The sequence below is a fragment of the Prosthecobacter gellanilyticus genome, assembly GCF_007992435.1.
GTDB lineage: Bacteria > Verrucomicrobiota > Verrucomicrobiia > Verrucomicrobiales > Verrucomicrobiaceae > Prosthecobacter > Prosthecobacter gellanilyticus.
This window is the reverse complement of record NZ_BKAG01000002.1, coordinates 136,365-157,333: the sequence shown is the minus strand read 5'-3', so window position 1 is coordinate 157,333 and position 20,969 is coordinate 136,365. Positions and strand designations below refer to the sequence as shown.

At 59.8% G+C, this 20,969-nt stretch carries 13 protein-coding genes and 2 tRNA genes; 8 read left to right on the top strand and 7 right to left on the bottom strand.

The window, feature by feature from the left end:
* Positions 1–16: 16 nt before the first annotated feature.
* The 3 genes from BGE01nite_RS02065 to BGE01nite_RS02055 all read left to right on the top strand — a co-directional run bounded on the left by BGE01nite_RS02065 (position 17) and on the right by BGE01nite_RS02055 (position 4,555).
* Entirely contained in the window at positions 17–919 is a 903-nt protein-coding gene (locus BGE01nite_RS02065; RefSeq protein WP_146848599.1) for a hypothetical protein, read from the top strand.
* Positions 920–1,084: 165 nt separating this feature from the next.
* A complete protein-coding gene (locus BGE01nite_RS02060; protein WP_146848598.1) occupies positions 1,085–2,641 on the top strand; it encodes a hypothetical protein in 1,557 nt (518 codons plus the stop codon).
* A gap of 366 nt (positions 2,642–3,007) precedes the next feature.
* On the top strand, positions 3,008–4,555 hold the full coding sequence (locus BGE01nite_RS02055; protein ID WP_146848597.1) for a hypothetical protein: 1,548 nt from the start codon (positions 3,008–3,010) through the stop codon (positions 4,553–4,555).
* Between the two features lie 196 nt (positions 4,556–4,751).
* On the opposite strand, the gene BGE01nite_RS02050 is transcribed toward BGE01nite_RS02055, so the two are convergent.
* The 3 genes from BGE01nite_RS02050 to BGE01nite_RS02040 form a co-directional block, all read right to left on the bottom strand.
* A tRNA-Ser gene (locus BGE01nite_RS02050) sits at positions 4,752–4,841 on the bottom strand.
* A 6-nt stretch (positions 4,842–4,847) separates the two neighbouring features.
* Positions 4,848–5,576, bottom strand: coding sequence for a GNAT family N-acetyltransferase (locus BGE01nite_RS02045; protein ID WP_146848596.1), 729 nt, complete (start codon positions 5,574–5,576; stop codon positions 4,848–4,850).
* Positions 5,577–5,587: 11 nt separating this feature from the next.
* Positions 5,588–6,892 carry a DUF58 domain-containing protein gene (locus BGE01nite_RS02040; protein WP_170266526.1) on the bottom strand — a complete coding sequence of 435 codons (1,305 nt, stop codon included), beginning with the start codon at positions 6,890–6,892 and terminating at the stop codon, positions 5,588–5,590.
* Between the two features lie 166 nt (positions 6,893–7,058).
* Here BGE01nite_RS02040 and BGE01nite_RS02035 point away from each other — a divergent pair, with 166 nt between their 5' ends.
* Positions 7,059–8,315 carry an exo-beta-N-acetylmuramidase NamZ family protein gene (locus BGE01nite_RS02035; RefSeq protein WP_146848594.1) on the top strand — a complete coding sequence of 419 codons (1,257 nt, stop codon included), beginning with the start codon at positions 7,059–7,061 and terminating at the stop codon, positions 8,313–8,315.
* Between the two features lie 29 nt (positions 8,316–8,344).
* Here BGE01nite_RS02035 and BGE01nite_RS02030 read toward each other — a convergent pair whose 3' ends face one another.
* Complete coding sequence (locus BGE01nite_RS02030; RefSeq protein ID WP_146848593.1) at positions 8,345–9,205, bottom strand: phosphoenolpyruvate hydrolase family protein; 861 nt, start codon at positions 9,203–9,205, stop codon at positions 8,345–8,347.
* 109 nt (positions 9,206–9,314) lie between these two features.
* Here BGE01nite_RS02030 and BGE01nite_RS02025 point away from each other — a divergent pair, with 109 nt between their 5' ends.
* Entirely contained in the window at positions 9,315–10,202 is an 888-nt protein-coding gene (locus tag BGE01nite_RS02025) for an AraC family transcriptional regulator (RefSeq protein WP_146848592.1), read from the top strand.
* 101 nt (positions 10,203–10,303) lie between these two features.
* Positions 10,304–11,656: a tRNA uridine-5-carboxymethylaminomethyl(34) synthesis GTPase MnmE gene (gene mnmE, locus BGE01nite_RS02020; protein ID WP_246145645.1), complete on the top strand. Its 1,353-nt coding sequence runs from the start codon at positions 10,304–10,306 to the stop codon at positions 11,654–11,656.
* Positions 11,657–11,672: 16 nt separating this feature from the next.
* Here mnmE and BGE01nite_RS02015 read toward each other — a convergent pair whose 3' ends face one another.
* Entirely contained in the window at positions 11,673–12,206 is a 534-nt protein-coding gene (locus BGE01nite_RS02015; RefSeq protein ID WP_146848591.1) for a hypothetical protein, read from the bottom strand.
* Positions 12,207–12,216: 10 nt separating this feature from the next.
* Positions 12,217–13,479, bottom strand: a complete 1,263-nt coding sequence (locus tag BGE01nite_RS02010; RefSeq protein WP_246145644.1) for a Glu/Leu/Phe/Val family dehydrogenase — start codon at positions 13,477–13,479, stop codon at positions 12,217–12,219.
* A gap of 146 nt (positions 13,480–13,625) precedes the next feature.
* On the opposite strand from BGE01nite_RS02010, the gene BGE01nite_RS02005 reads away from it, so the two are divergent.
* Both BGE01nite_RS02005 and BGE01nite_RS02000 read left to right on the top strand, forming a co-directional pair.
* Positions 13,626–13,700, top strand: a tRNA-Arg gene (locus BGE01nite_RS02005).
* 229 nt (positions 13,701–13,929) lie between these two features.
* Entirely contained in the window at positions 13,930–20,403 is a 6,474-nt protein-coding gene (locus BGE01nite_RS02000; RefSeq protein ID WP_146848590.1) for a choice-of-anchor D domain-containing protein, read from the top strand.
* A gap of 10 nt (positions 20,404–20,413) precedes the next feature.
* Here the strand turns inward: BGE01nite_RS02000 and BGE01nite_RS01995 are convergent, their stop codons facing one another.
* Positions 20,414–20,869, bottom strand: a complete 456-nt coding sequence (locus BGE01nite_RS01995) for a Jag family protein (RefSeq protein WP_146848589.1) — start codon at positions 20,867–20,869, stop codon at positions 20,414–20,416.
* Between the last annotated feature and the right edge of the window lie 100 nt (positions 20,870–20,969).

Below are 20,969 nucleotides of genomic sequence, written 5' to 3'. Positions count from 1 at the left end.
CAAACCAACTTTGCTCATGATATCGCCCTCACTCTCCCCTGCCCCAGCTCTGGCTCGTGCCGGGTGGCGGGCGCAGATGGAAGAGCATCTCAGGCTGGTGAGCGCACAGGCCGATGCCTTTGTGGAGCGCCGGAGCCGTGGTGAAAAACATCCGGTGCACGACTTCCTCTTCACCTATTACCAGTTTTCTCCCGCCAAGCTGAAGCGCTGGATGCCGCCGCTGGGCGTGAATATCGAGGTCGCGGATGAAGATGTGCAGGAGATGCCATGGCTCGGCACGGCCCCGATGCAGCGTGAAGGCTCAGTGACGCAAATGGGCACGCACACAATGGGCTCCGGCCTGCGTGATCTGGCGCGCTGGGTGGCTTCCCTCTGCACGGCGATCACGAACCGCCCGCCACGTCTGCGCTGCTATGGCCTGCATGAGTGGGCCATGGTGTATCAGCAGCCACGTGAGCAGGTGCGCCATCAGGGTTATGAGCTGCGGCTCTCGCCGGAGACGCTGGCGGAGTTTGTGAGGTCGCAGACGGTGTGCTGCTCACACTACGATGCCTTCCGCTTCTTCACGCCTGAAGCACGGCCGATGAATGTCTTCCAGCCCGTGCTGGAGACGCGACTGGAGATGGAGCAGGGCGGCTGTCTCCACACCAACATGGACCTGTACAAATGGTCCGCGAAGCTATGGCCCTGGGTCGGTAGCAGTCTCGTGGGAGAGTGCTTTGCGCTGGCCTTTGAAGGACGGGATCTCGACATGCGTGCAAGCCCCTATGATCTGAAGCATCTGGGCTATGAGCCGATCCCGATCGAAACAGCGGAAGGTCGTGCGCAGTATGAGTTAGAGCAGAAAGCACTGGCGGAGAAAGCGGTGCCATTGCGGGAGAGGTTAGGCAAGGCGGCGGCATTGATCGCAGAGGCATGAGGGAGACATCCCGAGTCATCCGAAAGGAGAATTTGAAACTCTTTTTGTTAGTCATTTGACCTCCGACCTTCGTCGGATGAGTTGAGGGCGTGTTGTCCGTCCGAAGTCGGATGGTGGGGTTTTCAGGAGAGGCACATGGTCGCTGCGTCACACCAACGCCCCCTCATGAAATCCAACTTCACACGCTCTCTTTTTCTCGCCGCAGCTTTGCTCGGCTCCGCCTGCAACAAAGCTCTCGCCTATGCGGACAACTTTGAGAACGCGACCGACATCTCCGGCTTCACCCGATACCAGTCAGATGATCACTCCATCCTGAACTGTACGATGCAGGCTGGCGAGCCAGGCCTGTTCTGGGGCGACCCGGGGGCTGGCAAGACTGTCTGGTGGAAGTGGACGGCCCCTGAAGATGGCTTCTGCACGGTCGACACGCTGAAGGAGACCGAGGCCGAGCACATCCGGGACACCGTGATCGCCGTGGCCACCGGGCAGACTGTGAATGCACTGACATTGGTGGCATTTAGCGATGACCATTGGACGAGCGGAAACGGGGCATCGCATCGCGGCGCGAGCTGCACGTTCTACGCGGTGAAGAACACGACCTACCACATTGTGGTCGATGGCCTCTCACCTTCCAACATCACCGCGACCCAGCACCAAATGTCCATGAAGCTGGCCCTGCTGCCGAAGCGCCCGACAAAGAAAGCCGGCGCATGGAGGATCTTTGGCGAGCCCAGCCTCCACGGCACCCTGAGCTTCAGCAAGACCTCTGCCTACAGTTTCACCGCCAAGTTCACCGTCGGCCAGAAGAGCCATTCGTTCGCCGGTGTGCTGAGCCCGGAAGGCTTTTACTCCATCTCCTTTCCACGCTCGGCACCCGCCGGCAGCCCTCCGCTGGCACCTCTGGGGCTGATCATCGATGCCAAAGATGGCGGCTCTTTTCACGTGGGCTACGGCGGCGTGGAGTGGTCGAGGGAGGACTTGCTGGAAGTGATCTCCTTCCCTGCTGGCACGTTCAGCAAGGTGGCGGGCAATTTCTCCGGCAGCTTTGCGCTGGACAACAATGTGGCCGCGAACGGTCTGGTCTTTGCGACGGTGAAGCCCAACGGCACCGTGACTGGCACGACCACACTGCCTGATGGTGTGAAGGTGACTTTCTCAGGCCCGCTGACCCGCTACAGCGGCACGGAGTCCGTGCTGCCGGTGTGCGCAACCCAGCAAACTGGTAAAGGCTACTTCTTCCAGAAGCTGCGCTTCGTGGAACTTGGTCAGGAAGACCGCATGAACTCCGTGGGCAGAGTCTATTATGTGCGTCCGCCAGCGCCGAAGTCGGCCTTCTACACGGCAGGGATCGATGCCGACGGCATCCTTGAGGGCGGCACGTATGTGAAGCCTCTGGCCAACCAGCGTGCTCTGGGCTTCCTGAATGGCACAATGGGTGACGGCACGCTACGCATCCCGATGGTGGCGGGAGAGATCGCAAATGATGTGATGGAAGGCCTGAACCTCAGCATCGCGAACAAATTTATCTTCAAGACACCCGCTATGCGCAAACCGGTGCTGACGCTGAACACGACCACCGGACTGGTGACGGGCAGCATCTATGAGCCTGCGGGCAAGAAGCGCACGATCACCGGTGCTCTCTACAAGCATAACAACCAGCTCTTCCTCAAAGGCCAGGTCGCCGGCACCACGCAGAATGTGAGCTTCGAGGTGACGCCGTGATGACTAACTTTTGCGAGTTGATGTGGAGCCCTGAGATCTGTGATGAGGTCTCAGGGCTTTTTGTTCGGCTAACACTCATGAACGCAGGAGTCCGAACGATCGAGGGAGCGCGGCATGTGTCATCCATGGTGTTGTCCTGGACTAGCGACCCATGTCCTCACGGACGTCGGACTTGTGGATAAAGCTCTGGGAGTGACGGAGACATCCCGAAATCACCCGAGAGGAGTATTGAACACCCTTTTTGTTAGCCATCTGACCTCCGACCTTCGTCGGATACCATGAGGCTGCTCTGTCCGCCCGAAGTCGGATGGTGGGTTTTCAGGGGTGGCGCATGGTCGTGGCGTCACAACGACCCCATTCCATCTGATGAAAACCAACGTCATACGCTCCACCTTCCTCGCCGCCGCGCTGCTCGGAAGCACTTCCTCGCAGGCCCAGGCCGGCGAGGACAACTTCGCCGCCGCGACCGAGATCAGCGGCGGACAGTACACCTCGCCCAACATCTCCCTTTTGAACTACACCAGCGAAAACGGCGAACCTCCACTGGTCTGGGAGGACGGAGCGGCGGGCAAGTCGGCTTGGTGGAAATGGACGGCGCCGGAAGATGGCTTTTGTACGGTGGACACCCTCAAAGAGCCGGAGACGATGGCCATCTATGACCCCATCATCGGTGTCTACACCGGCGCGACCGTGAACGCGCTGACACGAGTCGTTTTCAGTGATGATCACTGGACGAATATCAACGGAGGCACCTATCGCGGCGGCAGCTGCACCTTTTACGCGACGAAGAACACCACCTACCACATCACGGTGGACGGGCTCGATGCGTCCTCCGTGACAGCCGCCCAGCACCGCGTGCGTCTGCACCTGGGGCTGCTGCCCAAGCGTGCCAGCAAAAACGTGGGCGTGTGGCGGGACTACACAGACCCGACGCTGTTTGGCAACCTGACCTTTACCAAGACCTCGGCATTCAGCTTTTCGGCCAAGTTCACCCACGGCACCAAGAGCTACCCGTTTTCCGGTGTGCTGAGTCCGGAGGGCTTTTTTTCCACGGCCTTCCCGCGCACCTCACCTGTGGGTAGCCCGCCGCTGACGCCGATCGGCCTGATCATTGATGCGAAAGTGGGCGGCTTCTTCCATGTCAGCACGGGAGGGGCTGACTGGGATTCTCAGAAACTCTATGAGGTAATCCAGTTTCCGGTGGGCACGGTGAGCCAGGTGGCGGGTAATTTTTCCGGCAGCTTCATGCTCAACGGCCTGAATGGCCAGGGCATGGTGTTTGCCACGGTGAAGCCCAACGGCACCACCTCGGGCACGACGACTCTGCCTGACGGCGTGAAGGTCACTTTCTCGGGCCCGCTGGCCTTTGAGAGCTCCACGGAGTCCGTTCTGCCCCTATGCACCACTCTTCATGGCGGCAAGGGCCACTGCTTGCAGAAGCTGAAGTTCGCGGACCTGGGCCAGCATGATCATCTGCTCTCGCAGGGGAGCATTTATTACATCCGCCCGCCTGCGGCGAAGAGCGCCTTTTACCCGAACGGAATCAACTCCTACGGTTCCCTGTTTGGCGGCACCTGGACCAAGCCTGCGCTGAACCAGCGCGCCCTGGGCTTCCTGGAAGGCGCCATGGGCGATGGCACGCTGCAGATCCCATCGGTGCTGGGCGAGATCAACGCGGTGATGGAAAACCTCAACTTCAGCACAGCTAACAAATTTATCTTCAAGACTCCCGCCATGCGCAAACCCGTGCTGACACTGAACACGCTGACCGGCCAGGTCACCGGCAGCATCTATGAACCTGCGGGCAAGAAGCGCACACTGACCGGAGCCCTCTACAAGTATAACAACCAGCTCTACCTCAGAGGCCAGGTGTCCGGCATCACCCAGAATGTGAGCTTCGAGGTGAAGCCGTGATGACCCATTCTTGCTAGTTGATGTGGAGCCCTGAGATCTGTGATGAGGTCTCAGGGCTTTTTGTTTCGGATAGCCAGCCTCTGCTCCATCCTCTAAAAGCGGCGTGCCATTCGAAGCCGGGCGGCAAACGGTGGAGCCCATCCTTCGCTCTGCAAGCTTCGGAGGGCATTCTTCGCCTTCTATGGTCGGCGAAGAATGGCGGAAGAGGTGGGATTCGAACCCACGGTGGGGTTACCCCCACGCCTGATTTCGAGTCAGGTACCTTAAACCACTCAGCCACTCTTCCGTGCAATCAGTTGCCGGAGACTAGCGGGTCATCCGCCCTTGGCAAGCATGGTGTGGAAGGATTTTCAGCGATGGCCGCGGGTGCCTGATAGCTGGACCACTCGCCGCTGGCCCAATCCAGCACTTCAAGGCCCCGGAGCTGCTTCTTGTAGTCGTAGGCGCTGGGTTCCCGCGTGGCATACCCGGGATAGTAGTGGCGGCAGCCAAGCTGGCGGCTGTGCTCGATCTCCAAAAGCATGGTGTAAATGCCCAAGCTGCGCCAGGAATGCTCCGGCTCAAACATGCCGTAGACGGCGGAGGTGGAGGTGGTGCCGACATCGAGGTAACTGATGGCGAGGAGAGTGTCTCCCTCATACACACGGCACTCCACGCATTTCCCAGGCACATGTGCCGGGTCATGGGAAAGGAAGGTGCTGAGGTCATCCGGCACGTTTTCTTTGAAGCGGGCCTTGTGGCGCTGAAACATGGCCTGGGCTTCCGTGGTGATCTGGGCGGGCTCAAACACGTGTCTGAGGTCGGCATTCCGGCGGAGCACGCGGCGCTGGCTTTTGGTGAACTGGACTTTCTCGAGGTCGAGTCGGAGTGGGGTGATCCTTTTGATGCCAGCGGCATCCACGCTCATGTTATAGCGGAAGAAGGTGGCGCCAAAATGCCTCCAGCCAGCGGCCCAGAGCTGGTCCATGATCTCAGGTGGAACCTCAGCGCACTCGAAGACCTGGTCGAGAAGAGGAGGCATGTCAGCAGAGACTAGATCCGTCCGCTCGATTTCAGATCGAGATAGCGGTTGGCCAGGGCGATGGGAAGCTGCTGGGCGGTCTCATCCACCGTGGGGATGTGGCGGGCTTCCAATGTCTTCAAGATTTGCGCACGCTGGCTCTGATAATGGCTGAGGGCGCCGTAGCTGAGCGCATCATTGACCGTGGCGATGGGGCGCGCGGCACGAGTCTCCATCTCCGCCTCACGCAGGGTGGCAACGAGCACAAGATGGCGGTTTTGCAGAAGCTGAACGGCCTTGGTGAGATGACTGGTGTCCTCGGTGCGCAGGTTCGTCAGCAGGATGACAAGGGCGCGGCGCTTTTGCAGAGCCATCACTCGCTGCGCGGCCTCGATGAAGTCACTCGGCTCGGTGGTGGCCTCGTAGTCATACAGATGGTTCAGCAGCTTTGGCATGGCTGGCAGGCCTTTCACGGGCTTCAACCAGCGCTGAATGCCGCCGAAGCCTGCGACGCCGACCTCATCTCCCTGCTTCAGCGCGAGGTAGGCGATGAGCAGCATGGCATTCAAGCAGTGGTCAAACTGGCTCAGCTCTCCATCCATGGCGCGCATGCGGCGGCCGCAGTCTGGAACGAGGAGCACGCTCTGGTCCCGCTGCTCTTCGAACTCGCGGCTGATGAGCATCTGCCGGCGTGCGGTGGCCTTCCAGTCCACTTTGGAGAGGACATCGCCATCCTGATATTCACGAAGCTGGCGGAAATCCAGCGTGGCACCTTTACGGCGACGTTTGATGATGCCCATCTGCTCCTCACGGTTCGCCATGGCGAGCAACGAGTAACGCACGATGGGCTCGTAGTTTGGATAGCAGCGTGTCTCGCTCGGTGTGCCGGGCCGATACTGCCTCTGCCAAAAGCCGAAACGCGAACGGATGAGCATATGCGCGGCTGAGAAGACATGACGTCCACGTTTGGTGAAATGCACCTGATAGGAGAGGTCGAGGTGCTCGCCCGCAGGCAGCTCGCCATCCCAGGGAAGTCCGATGGATTCCGCTTCGGGCGGGAGGCCATCATGCACACGAACTCGCAACGCATGCTGCAAGGTATGACGCAGAGTCAGTGTAGCCTCTCCTGGCACGCCCAGGGCAAAGCGACCGGGCAAGACACGACTGGCCGTTAATGCCGATGCCCGAGGTAAAAGAAAGCCATCCAGAGCCAGGACCAGTGCCAGCAGACCGGCGCCGATGAACCAGGCTACTTTCAAGTCCGGCCAGATCGACGCCAGCAGCCCAAGGCCCGTCCAGGCCGCGGCTAGGCGAAGAGTGAGGAGAGTCGGACGCATGGGCACAGAGAAAGCGGTTCGCAGAAAAAATGCCAGTCGAAAGAACAGGGCTTTGCGGAGACCAGGGTCAAGAAGGTGACGTGCATACTTCTCAAGCATGACTCTGTGAGGCTTTGAACTCTTGACCATCCCCGCTCCCACCACGAAAAGAACCACACGTCTGCCTATGCTCACCCGCCGCTCTTTTCTCCTCTCTTCCAGCGCTGCTGCGCTGACCGGCTGCCAGATGATGCCCCCGGCCCTGCAGCAGATGCAGCAGCCAATGGCGCAGGCTCCGCAAACGGGGCCCTTCATGCTCGGGATCGACATGCTCGCGGCGCGTGGGTTTGACCTGCTGCGAGGCAAGCGTGTGGGTTTGATCACCAATCACACAGCCTATACGAGTCGTGGTGAGCTGACGCGAGTGGCGATGAAGCGGGCGCTTGGGCCGGGTTTGGTGGCCCTGTATGGGCCGGAGCATGGCATCGATGGCACCGTGGGCGCGGGCAAGCACATCGCCACGCGGCGTGATCCGGTGACGGGCTTGATCGTGCACTCGCTGTATGGCCCGACTCGCAAGCCAACAGCGCAGCAACTGGCGGGCATTGATGTGCTGGTGTTTGACGTGCAGGACATCGGCTGCCGCAGTTATACTTACATCAGCACCATGGTGGTGGCGATGGAGGCCGCGGCTGAGCAAGGCAAGTTCTTCGTGGTGCTGGATCGTCCGAATCCGATGGGTGGCTGGCGTGTGGAGGGGCCGCCGGTGGAGTCGCGCTGGAAGTCCTTTGTCAGCCAGATCCCGATTCCCTATGTTCACGGCATGACAGTGGGCGAACTGGCGATGATGACGGCCGCGCATGGCTGGATCAGCCGTGCCCCCAAGATGACCGTGGTGAAGATGCAGGGCTGGACGCGTAACATGACCTGGGCCAACACGGGCCTGCGCTGGCACGCGACATCGCCTAACATTCCGCATGTCATGTCGCCCTTCTACTATGTGGCCACGGGCATCCTCGGTGGAGCGGCAGCGGTGGACATCGGCATTGGCACTGACAATCCTTTTGGTTATGCCGGTGGCAGTGGTGTGAACGCACAGTCGATGGCGGCGGCGTGCCAGGGCTTTGGGGCCAGTGGCGTGAGCTTCTCGCCTTACTCAAGAAATGGCTTCGGTGGCGTGAAGCTGAGCATTCATCCACAGGCGGCGACGGATCTCACCGCGCTGGATGTGCGCATGCTGGAGGTGCTGAACCGCCTCACGAATGGTCGCGCGCTGGCCCGCATGAGCGGTGACAAGCTGAATCTCTTCCACAAGGTCGCGGGCAGTGACTCGCTGTATCAAAACCTCCGCCGAGGTGTGCCCGCCAGCCGCATCATTGCAGGCTGGTCAGGCTACACGAGTTCCTTCCGGAACTCACGGCAGAGGCATCTGATGTATGCTTGAGCCTCGCTGGGAAACTCAAGCATCATGAGTTAGGGCTTTGGCACCTTCTTGAACTCACGGGTGAGCGTGGTGAGCGAGTCTTCCACGCCCATGCGCTCAAGGCTGGAGGCTCCGACGAAGCCGTCAGCGGTGGTCTTGCTCAGGATGTACTCGACATCCTTCGGAGTGTTGATGGGGCCGCCGTGAGTGAGGGTAAAGATGTTTGGGTTCACGCTCTTCGCGGCATCGATGATGTCCTGCGAGACCTTGACGGTGTGATCCCAATCGACCACGGCATTCACCACGCCGATGCTGCCACCGACAGTGGTGCCGACGTGAGCGATCACGGCATCCGCGCCATTCTTCGCCATCTTGATGGCTTCCTCAGGAGTGGCCACGTAGACGATGCTGAAGAGGTCCATGCGTGTGGCCAGACCGACCATCTCAAACTCCTTTTCCACGCTCATGCCGGTCTCTTCCAGCACGCCACGGAAGTGGCCGTCCACGATGGTGTGGGTGGGGAAATTGTTCACGCCCGAGAAGCCCATTTCCTTCACGCGGCCCAGCCAGTGCCACATGCGGCGGCGGGGATCCGTGGCATGCACGCCACAGACGACCGGGATCTCTTTGACGACGGGAAGCACCTCATACTCGCCGATCTCCATGGCGATGGCATTCGCATCACCATAAGCCATGAGGCCGCAGGTGGAACCGTGGCCCATCATGCGGAAGCGACCGCTATTGTAGATGATGATGAGGTCCGCGCCGCCCTTCTCAATGAACTTGGCGCTGATGCCCGTGCCTGCTCCTGCGGCGATGATGGGCTCGCCCTTTGCCAGCGTGGCCTTCAGGCGGTCGACGACTTCCTGCTTCGTGTAGGGATTTCCGATTCCGGTCCAGGGATTGGGCATGGCAGTGGTTGGGTTGACAGTGGTTTACGATAGTTGACGGTGGATGAGAGTGGATTGAATCCACGGTTCATCAGGGCCAACAAGTCTAAACAACCGCAAACTGCCTTCCATGCACGCGTCCACTGCCATCCAGGAACTATCTGAAACCCACACCCTCGGCACGGACACGGAGTATCGCGTGGTGCGGGTGAGTGCCTCAGACAACCGCCCCTGGATCCGTGGCGCGCCTGTGTGTGGGACGCTGAAGACCCATCGCATCTGCCACGCTGGAACCATGACGGCGCATGCGCCCTATCGAATTGTGCGGATGCACCAGAGCGGCCTGTATTTCCTGGCCTGCGTGAGCGGTGAGGGGCGAGTGCTGGTGGATGGTCGCTGGCAAAAATGCGGTGCGGGCATGGCGGTGGCGCTTCCCCCTTTCATGGTGAACGCCTTTGAAGCGGTGAAGGGCAAACCCTGGCGCTGCTGCTGGGTTCGCTATGAGCAGCAACCGGGACAACAACCGATCCTGAACAGCAGCTCGCCACTGATGGCGTCCTTTCTGGGAGCACCTTTGTATTCAGCGATCGAGGGGTTGATCGAAGAAGCGGGTCATGAATCAAAACCTTCCGCCATGTTTCACTGGGTCGAGTTGATCCAGAACTACATCGAGCGCTTTGCCCAGCCTTGGCAGCAGGACGATCGCCTGTGGCGCCTCTGGGAGATGGTGGCTGCTGATGTGGGCCGGGACTGGACCCTGGATGAACTGGCCCACCAGGCGCATGTCAGCGCGGAGCATCTGCGCCGCCTCTGCCGCCGCGCCCTGGGGCGCACGCCCATGCACCACGTGACCTGGCTGCGCATGCGCAAGGCCTGCGAACTGCTCTCCACCACGAATCTGAAGATCGAGACGGTCTCGCACACGGTGGGGTATCAAAACCCGTTTGTGTTCAGCAACACGTTCAAGAAGTGGATCGGCTGGCGGCCGAGCGAGCATCGCAGCCGGGCGAATCAGTGAGGGGGGAATTTTTAACCGCAGATAGCGCAGAGGGCACAGATGGATGGAGGATTGTGGCATCTCCCTTTGATCCCGGGCCGCCACTGGCTATGGCGTGAGGGATGATGCATGACACTATCGCGGCGATTTCGACGGCTCTTGGGGAGGCGGCGCTGGCGGTGCTGCGCATTTCCGGGCCGGAAGCGCTGAAGGTGGCGGCAAAGGTTTTTGCCGGCAGGGCTCCCGCGACGGAGCTAACACCGCGCATGGCACATCGGGCCTCGGCGAAGACTGCGGATGGCATCACGCTGGACGATGGACTGCTCATCTGCTTCCGGGGTCCTGCCAGCTACACCGGTGAGGATGTGGTGGAGTATCATGGGCACGGTGGCTTGCTGGTGACCCAAAAAGTCTACGAGGCCGTGCTGGCGGCTGGCGTAAGGGCCGCAGGGCCGGGCGAGTTCACGCAGCGTGCCTTTTTGAATGGCAAGATGGATCTCACCCAGGCTGAGGCCGTGATGGATTTGATCCAGGCGCAGAGTACTTTGGCCCTACGGGCTGCGCATGAGCAGTTAGGCGGAGCCATTGGCAAGGAAGCTCTCGCTCTGAAAGAGGTGCTCATTCCCGTGCTCGCGCATGTGGAGGCCTACATTGATTTCCCGGAGGAGGACATCTCGCCGGATACCGGCGCGGCACTGATCGCCCGTATGGACGAGGTCCTCATACGGGCCCGGCGCCTCATCGATACCGGCGAGCAAGGCCGCATCCTCCGTCATGGTGCGCGCACGGTGATCTGCGGCGAGCCGAACGTGGGCAAGTCCAGCCTGCTGAATGTTTTGTTAGGCTTTGAGCGTGCCATCGTCAGCCCGACCGCAGGCACCACGCGTGACACCATCGAGGAAGTCATCCAGGTCCACGGCATCCCGCTGCGGCTGGTGGACACTGCGGGACTCCGTGAGCATTCGAGCGATGGCATTGAGAAAGTCGGCATGGAGCGCACGCGCCGTGAACTCGAGCGTGCCGATCTCATCTTGGAGGTGGTGGATGCTTCCCTGCCCCCGGCGCAAACACATCGTGTGGAGCTTCCAGAAGGTGCTGAGAAGCGGCGCATCCTGCTGCTGAATAAAGCGGATCTCGGCGTGGCTCCCGGCTGGCCTGGGGAGGCGGTGCGTCTTTCCTGTGAAGCTGGCACTGGCGTGGAAGCTCTGCGCGAGGCCATCCGCGAGCTCGTGCTGCACTCCGGCCCGCTCATGAGCGAGCATCCCGTGGCCATCAACTCACGCCATCAGGTGTGTTTTGAGCGTGTGGCCGCACACATTACCGCGGCGAAGGCGGCACTGAATGCTGGTCAGGCTCCGGAATACATCGCCCTCGATCTGCGTGAAGGGCTTCAAGCACTTGGCGAGGTCGTGGGCGTGGTGGATGTGGAAGAGGTGTTGGATGTGATCTTCTCGAGCTTTTGTATTGGGAAGTGATAGACTCCAACAGAACTCATTCAGGCACTATCGACGGCGGACTGCGAAAGTCATCGGAGAAGCGTAATGACGGCCCTTTGCCCGTGATTGGCTCGACAAAGTAGGCTTGCTTGTGAGCTCCAGCGGCCAGTCGGACGATCGCAGCTTCAGCATCCGCCCGACATGGAAAATCGCCCGCATGAAACTGAACGCCGTTGTCATCCTGCCTTATCAGATGCACCGGCTTAAGCTGAACTCCATCCGCAAGCCAGCCAAGATCTCTGCTGGTTAGGCCGAGCGCCATTAAGACATCATCCGCGTGCTGGGCAACGTCGCCCCTCATCACATAAAAGATCAGGGCATCTTTCGGGCCAAGCTCGACATACTGGATAGAAAAATACGAACCCTTTGCCATCTCAAACACCGCCATCTTGGCCGGACCCAATCCGTCTTCCATGTAGGATTCCCATTCGATCGGCTGCCCAATGCTCAACGTTGCAGGAGTGTGCAACAAGCCGCCGCCCTCGGTCAAAGCCGGGCCGGAGAACTCGTTTTCAGGAACCTGACGCATCGTCAAAAACTTACGGATACAAACCGCGCAGTGCCTTCGCCTCATGCACGCGCTTGATGCCGAGGCTCAGGGCGGCGAAGCGCATGGAGATGCTGTTCTTCTTCGCATGATTGAGGGTCTGGATGTAGGACTGCTCCAGCAGGCGGAAGAGCTTGTCCATGACTTCGCCCTCGCTCCAGAAGAAGCTCTGCAGGTCCTGCACCCACTCGAAGTAGGAGGCGATGACACCACCGCTGTTGCAGAGGATGTCAGGGATCACAAAGATCTCCGGTCTCTTGGCCAGGATGGCATCCGCTTCAGGAGTGGTGGGGCCGTTCGCACCTTCGGCGATGATGCGGCATTGGATCTGCGCGGCGTTCTCGCCAGTGATCTGACGCTCCAAAGCTGCCGGCACCAGAATGTCACAGGGCGTCAGCAGAAGCTGCTCGTTGGTGATGGGTTCTGCTTCGGGGAAGCCAACCACGCCCCGTGTTTTGGCCACGTATTCATTGAGGGCATTCAGGTCCAGACCGTTCGCATTGTAGATGCCGCCAAAGGCATCACTCACGGCGATGATCTTGATCCCCTGCTTCGCCATCGAGATCGCCGCGACCGAACCAACATTGCCATAACCTTGGATGACCGCTGTCGCACCCTGCGCCTGAATGTTCAGGGTATCCATGGCACGAGAGACGAGGTAGGCCACACCGCGGCCCGTGGCTTCCTTGCGGCCCAGCGAGCCACCAAGCAGCACCGGTTTCCCGGTGACCACGCCAGGCACGGCATGTCCCATCTGTAGAGAGTAGGTGTCCATGATCCAGGCCATGACCTGCTCATTCGTGCCCACATCCGGCGCCGGAATGTCCACCTGCGGCCCGAGAACGGGGATGAGCTCCTGCGTGTATCGACGTGTCAGGCGCTCCAGTTCACCGGTGGAAAGAGAACGAGGATCACAGGTCACGCCACCTTTGGCACCGCCATAAGGCAGGCCTACCAGAGCGCACTTCCAGCTCATCCACATGGCTAGAGCGGCGACCTCGCCGATGGTCACATCCGGGTGAAAACGAATGCCGCCCTTCGTGGGTCCGAGCGTGAGGTGATGCTGCACTCGATAGCCCATGAAGACCTCCACGCGACCGTCATCCATGCGGATGGGCACGGACACTGCGAGCGCGCGCTTGGGCATCTTGAGGCGGTCACGGGCCGCTTCGGGGATGTTCATGAAGTCAGCCACCAGATCAAACTGCTGGCAGGCCATGCGGAAGATAGGAGAGTCGTAGAGGTGCAGGTTCATGGGAGTGCGAGAGAGCCGACTTTACTGAGATACAATTCGGAAAGCGATGCTCGAATTTGAAACAAAAGGCATTCTCGGCCCTGGGGAAGGCAGAATCCTGCTTGCCGACGCCCCCTGACCATGCGAAAAACGCCCCGCTGAGTGCCGCGCCCGTAGTTCAACGGATAGAATGGTGGTCTCCGAAGCCGCAGATTCAGGTTCGATTCCTGACGGGCGCACCAGCCACCGGTCTGATTAAAATCGGAGATAGGGGTGGCGAACATGTCGATATCGGCAGGAACTGGGGAGCTGAGCCTGCCCGGCCCATCCACAAAAGGCGAACATTTGCCTGTTCACACGCCGGGTGATCTGCCATTTTTTTCACTTCAAAATATTCGTCCGGTTACCTAGTCACGCCTTGCACACATCCTCGGGTGTGGAGGGCCAAAGATTTCTCCCGCCTCTTTTCACATGCGTTCGCGTCCGCTCTTTCTGCTCGTTCTCACCGCTGTCACTTTGATCTCTTTTTTTGCGGGATGGACAAAGCCGAGCCAGCCGGTCACTGCCAGCTACACACCAAGTGAGCAGCTCGGTCCGCCGCTGACCAAACCTGTCCTGGCTTCGCCAGAACAGAAGCATTCAGCCACAGACAAGGGAGCTTCACACCCTGTCCCCCCAGAGTCAGAGAAGAACTCTGCCCAGATCGCAGGGAACTCGCAGACCGCACTGAATACTCTCCCCAAAACAGAACAGGAGTCACTTTGGGCCGCGCTGGGTTCGGCGCGCCGGGCAGTGCAGCCGTTGACCGATCATGAAGCCAGCCTTCCGCAAAACAAGGGCGTCCGCTACTTCGCCCAAAATCCAGCCCAGCACCTCACGATGCGCTTTTTGGATGGCTCCGTGCGCATCGAGTCAGGCCGCGGCGGCAAGTGGGCGGCCACGCTGGGTCTGGACACCCGCACAAGACCGCAACCAAACCTAACCAATGATCGTGTGGAGTATCATCACGCCAATGGCATCACCGAATGGTATGAAAACCGTGCAGATGGCATCGAGCACGCCTTCAAGGTAGCCCGGTGTCCCGACTCCACATCGGGTGAACTGCGAGTGCCCGTGTCTTTGCAAGGTGTCCAGGCGCGGACCGGCGAAGGGCCGCGAACATGCAGCCTCACCTTTACCGACACAATCAGTGGAGCTCCCGTATTGAGCTATGGTGCGCTGAAGGTCTGGGATGCCCAAGGCAAGGAACTCGCCGCGCATTATGAGACGAAGCCACAGGGGGTAGACATTGTGGTCGCGGATGCAGGGGCTGTGTATCCAGTCACCATTGATCCATTGGTAGGTTCTATCGAAGCCGAGCTCTTGCCGCCGATCACCGGCATGGGATGGGGTGGAACGCCTCTTGGCCAGGTCGTGGCGCTGTCAGAGAATACGGCGATCTTTGGCATGGAGAACGACACTACAGTGGCTGGACTCGCAACAGGCAGCGCCTATGTTTTCGTTCGTAACGGAACGGCCTGGACACTACAAGCAAGGTTGATCGCCGATGATGCCGCCTACTCAGAATATTTTGGCAGCTCAGTCGCTCTGCAAGGAGACACTGCCCTCATTGGAGCAAACCGGTTTGGTGACTGGGCACCTGGCAGTGCTTACATCTTCATTCGCAACGGAACAACCTGGACACAGCAGGCCAAATTCACCGGCGACCTGGACAGGGGCCTTTTTGGCTCCTCTGTGGCCCTGGCCGACAACACGGCGGTGGTAGGTGCCTATGGCGAAGACATGTACAAAGGCGCCACGTACATTTTTGTCCGTAGCGGCACCACGTGGACGAGGCAGGCCAAGCTCACTGCCAACGACGGAGAGGAAGATAACAACTTCGGAGCCTGTGTCGCCCTCTCTGGAAACACAGTACTTGTGGGCGCACCTGCTGACGACTCCTACAGAGGCAGCGCCTATGCCTTTGTCCGAAGCGGAACCACCTGGACTCAGCAGACAAAGTTTACCGCCGCCAGCAGAGCCATGAACTCCTATTTTGGAGGTGCTTTGGCCATCTCAGGCGACACTGCACTGATTGGCGCGCCACAGGACGCTTCTTTCAAAGGGAGTGTGCATATTTTTGTCCGAAGCGGCAGCACTTGGAGTTTCCAAACTCAACTGGCACCCACCCCGGGGATATTAACCTTTGGAAGGGCGGTGGCACTGTCCGGAGACATGGCGTGGGTGGCAGCTTCCAACACCGTTTATGTGTTTAACCGCAGCGGCACCTCCTGGACCTCCAATGCCACGCTGAATCTGACTGGACGAGGCATGGGCGGGAACATGGGAGGCTATCTCGCCGCATCCACCAACACCCTCCTGATTGGCGCAGCCTATGCCAGCACCGAAGCGGGACCTGGAGCGGGCAGCGCCTATGTGTTCACTCGAAATGGCAGTGCATGGAATGAGGAAGCCAGCATCAGCCTTGGTGACAATTCAAGCGACAACACCTTCGGCACATCCCTCGTCATGTCAGGGGAGATGGCGGTCATCGGAGCCCAGCAAGACAGCACCGCAGCGGGGAGCAGAACCGGCAGTGTTCACGTCATGGTGCGCAACGGCACTACTTGGACACGTCAGGCCATGCTCAATGCGGACGATGCCTCGGAGGGTCTTGAGTTTGGGAACGCGGTTGCCATTTCAGGGGATTCCATCATCGTCGGCGCATGCTGGGCTGACTTGACCATCGGCTGGCTGCGCCAGGGTGCTGGCTGTGCCTATGTCTTCACCCGCACTGGCACCACCTGGAGTCAGCAAGCCAAGCTCATCGCCAGCGACGCAAGTGATGATGATTTGTTTGGATCCTCGGTGGCGATATCAGGGGACACGGCGTTGATTGGTGCCGAGAGAGGGGACGTCAACAGCACCGGCACGGCCTATGTTTTTGTGCGCAATGGTTCAGTCTGGAGCCAGCAAACCCGGCTGATGAGCAATAGCTCCACCCCTTACAGCGGCTTTGGCCACACCGTGGCTCTATTTTCACCAGACGTCGCGCTGGTGGGACGATCTCACGAAGACACACCTGCTGGAACGAGGACAGGCTGCGTGTATATGTTCACACGAAGCGGCTCCACCTGGGGCCTCAATGGCAAGATCACCGCCAGCGACGCTGCGGCGAATGATTACTTTGGTGGCCTGATAGCTTTGTCTGACAACACACTGCTCATCAGTGCAGGTGGTGACCAGGGAGTTGGGTCGCTCTGTGACGGGAGCGTTTATGTCTTTGTCCACAACGGGGCTCTCTGGACTGAGCAAGCCAAACTTAACGTGGCCAAAGACCCGCGAAACAGCTACTTCGGTGGAGCGCTCGCCATCTCGGGTGACATCGCCGTGGTTGGAAACTCGAGCTACGACCTGGGTGACCTTTCTGTGGCAGGCATCGTTCGTGTCTTCACGCGAGAGGGATCTATCTGGACTCAGCAGCCATCTCTCAATCCCGACGTCCCCCTAGAATGGTCTTACTTTGGGGCTTCAGTGGCTGTGTCTGGAAACACGGTCATGGCGGGCAGACCCTATGAAGATCTACCGGCTTCCAGCTCACAAAACGCATCCTCAAACAGAGGCAGCGTTTTTGTTTTTCGTCTGGCGTCTCCCCGCCCAAAAATCTCTTTAAGTGGCAATGGTCGCACGATTGCCACGGGGGATACGACCCCCAGCTCGAGTGACGACACGCATTTTGGCCTCACTCCTGTCGGTAGCGGACTCGTCACCCACACGTTCACGATCACCAACCCTGGCACCGGAGAGCTGGCGCTGACAGGCACGCCCTATGTGAGCGTGGAGGGCAGCAATGCATTCAGGGTCATGCAACAGCCGGCCTCAGGCACGTTGCCTCCAGGCGGCACGCAGACCTTTCAACTCAGGTTCTACCCAACGACTGGAGGCGCACACACCGCCGTGGTGAAGATCTCCAGCAATGATGAGGAGGTCAGCGCTCTCACGATGACCGTGAGCGGAGGACGTGCTGTGGCACCCTCGATCATCACGCAGCCTCTCAGCCAGCTTGTGCCATTGGGCGCACCCGCCAGCTTGAGTGTGGTTGCTGGCGGTTACCCCACCCCGCCAGTCCAGTGGAAGAAGGACGTGACTATGATTCTGGGAGCCATCCATAATCCATTTGTCATTCCCGTGACCAAAGCTGCTGATGTCGGCATTTACAGTGTCGTGGTGGCCCCGTATTCAGCCTCACCTCCAACCTCAGAATCCGTCTACCTGGGGCTCGTCACCCAGAGTCCGGGCACGCAGGTATTGAAGACAGGAGGCGCGCTGAAGCTTGCCTGCACCGCCATTGCCCCCAAGACACCCGGGGTCAAGCTCACCTACCGCTGGCAGCGTGGTGAAGCCGCCCTCTCAGATGGCACCATGATTAACGGAGCCGTCGTCAAAGGCGCAGCCGACACGGTGCTCACCCTCACTAAAATCGGCGTTGAAGACGCTGGCATCTACACCTGTCTCGTCACGATGGAGACACCCGGAATTCCAGCCACACATGCAAATGCGCCCAAAACCACCAATGGAAACACCACCGTCCATGTCGTGGGCGGAGTGCCGGATGTGGATGCCATCCCAGCGGCCACGATCTCCGTCAGCCAGCCGGTCAACATGACGATCACGGCCACCAACTTCCCGACTGGATTCTCCGTCAGCGGACTGCCTGCGGGTTTGAAGTTTGACGGCAAGACCGGACGTCTCACGGGCAAGCCCACCTCGCCAAGCAAAAAAGACAAGAATGGTGCTTATACGCCCAACAAATTAAGCTTCAAAGCCAGCAACCCCGTCGGCACAAGCACGGCGGAGGATTTTTATCTCACCATCCAGGAACTAGATCCAGGTGCCATCGGCACCTTCAACGGCATCGTCGCTCGCTCTGCTCATTCGAACTTTGGCATGGGCGGCCACCTGCAGATTACGGTCGCAAGCACCGGCATCGTCTCTGGATCGGCGACCCTGGCAGGGCAGAAGCACAGTATTCTTGGCTCTCTCGATGCCTCCACAGACAGCGACCCGACCGGCGAACTCATCATCAAACGCAGTCCCGCAAGCCTCGGTGACCTGAAATTGACGCTGAGCATCGACACAGAGAAAGATCTCCTCCAGGGCACCATTGAGGATCCCCAGTTTAAGATGCTTGAAGGCAGCATTGACCTGGGAGATCCCAATGAGCCAGGCCTGATGGATGGGGCTGTGGATGCTGCTCGATTCGACAGCCCGTCCGGCATCGCCCTGCGGCCTGATGCATCCGGATACATCGCCGACACCGGCAATCACGTCATCCGCCTCGTCAATTCGGTCACCCAGGAAGTCTCTACCTACGCAGGCAGCGGCGTGGTAGGCTTTGTGGATGGAGATGGCGAGGCGGCCTCCTTCAACTCACCGGAAGGCCTCGCGCTGGATACGGCCGGCAATCTCTATGTGGCTGACACAGGCAATGCCACGATCCGCAAGATCTCCCCGGCGGGCACGGTCACCACCTTCGCTGGCACGGCAGGCCAGTTTGGCAGCACCGACGGCATCGGCACTTCCGCACGCTTCAGCCAGCCTTGTGCGCTGTGCCTTGACCCTGCGGGAAATCTCTATGTAGCGGACCGTGGCAATCATCTGATCCGCAAAATCACACCCACGTCCGTGGTCACCACACTGGCGGGCAAGGCGAATGCTCCAGGTCATAAAGATGGTTCGGGGGCCGGTGCACAGTTCAAGGCACCGGGCGGCATCACCTATGATCCGTTGCTAAAGGCATTGTTTGTGGCCGACACGCAAAACCGTGTGATTCGCAAGGTGACCCTGGCTGGAGCCACCACGACCTACGCGGGCTCACCTGGCGTGAGCGGTGATGACGACGGCTTGTTTGCCAATGTGCGCTTCATGGCTCCGGTCGGAATCACATCCCTGGGGGACGGCCGGCTCGTTGTCGCTGACACCCTTCTCGTCCAGCTGAATCCCAATGGAACGGCAGGCACTGTCTCCGAGAGCCTTCCCGGTCTCAACCAAACCGGTCACCCGGTCGCGCTGGCCTGCAATGCGAACGAGCAGAGCCTCATCGTCGTGCATGACACGCTCCATGCAGTGTTTGGCTATGAGCCGGGTGAACCGCTGGGCGATGGCTTGGTCGAAGCGCGGCGCAACACATGGTCCAATGCTTCCCTGGTTCCGCCTCAGCTGCAGGGCGCCTACAATGCCGCGATCGAAACCACCGCAGCCGTGGGAGACGTGGAATATCCGCAGGGTGATGGCTATGCGCAGGTCAGCGTGGACAAGATGGGCGTGGCCAAATGGACCGGGGTGGCTGCTGATGGTTCCACCTTCACATTCAGCACCTTCATGGCAGCCAACCACAGCATCCCGCTGCATGCCATGCTCTATAAAAACACGGGCAGCCTGCAGGGTGAATGCCTCGTCAATGACACCACACTCGACATCATCAACGTCAGCACTCTTGCCTTTGATTGGAACAAGATTGCTCAGCCGCTGGCCAGCACTGACCGGAGCTATAAGACAGGTTTCCTCCGCCATGCGCTGCACCTCAGAGGTGGCAAATATACACCTAACAATGTATTTGGCTACCTGGGGCTGGCGGGCGCATCGGCGAACATGCAGCTCACCTTCAGCGCCTCGCGCATCCCGCAGTTCCTTCAGCCCTTCATCCTCACTGCACCGAACACGGTGAGCGTGGGATCCCCTGTGAATTCACTGACACTCAAGCTGGACCCGAAAACGGGAACCTTCACTGGCAGCTTCAAGGAAAGTACTGCCGGGGTCACCGTGCCGTTTGCTGGCATGTTGATCGACTATGAGGCGGGTCCGGTCAGGCGTGGCCATGGTCACTACCTCATCCCAGATTCCGCCAGCAACACGTCACCCATCCAGTCCCAACGCGTGAGACTGGAGCGTGTCGTCGCGCCTTGATCCGTTGGCCTTACTTCCGCCGCTTGAGCTGGATGCGTTTGAAGCGGGCCTGGCCGTCGAGGCTGACGCTTTGGACTTCGGCGTCGTTGACGAAGACATTGTGGATGATCCGGCGGTAGTAGCTGTTCATGGGCGGCAACACCTCGGGCCGGCCGGTGGCGCGCACGCGCTCGCCCTGCTCGCGGGCGTGCTCGACCATCTGGTCCTCGCGCATGCTGCGGTAGTGGTCGATGTCGACGCGAATGCGCGGAGAGTTGGGGATGTGGCGCTGCAGGACGCGGTTCACGAGGTACTGGATGTCCTCGAGCGTGGAGCCGCGCTTGCCGATGAGGCGCTGGCTGTCGTCCTCCGAATGAATCATAAGCACCAGCCCTTCGGGGCCTTCATCCTGGTCGATCTTCACGGTGAACCCCAGGTAACCAAGCATGGTGTCCAGGATCTGGCTGGCGTGATCAAGCGGTGTCATGCCGGAGTTTTACGATGCGGAAGGCGGCTGGGCAATTCCGAATCGCGAATGCTAGGAGTTGGCCACCTCGCTTGAGACGACCGGCCCCGCTTCGCGGAAC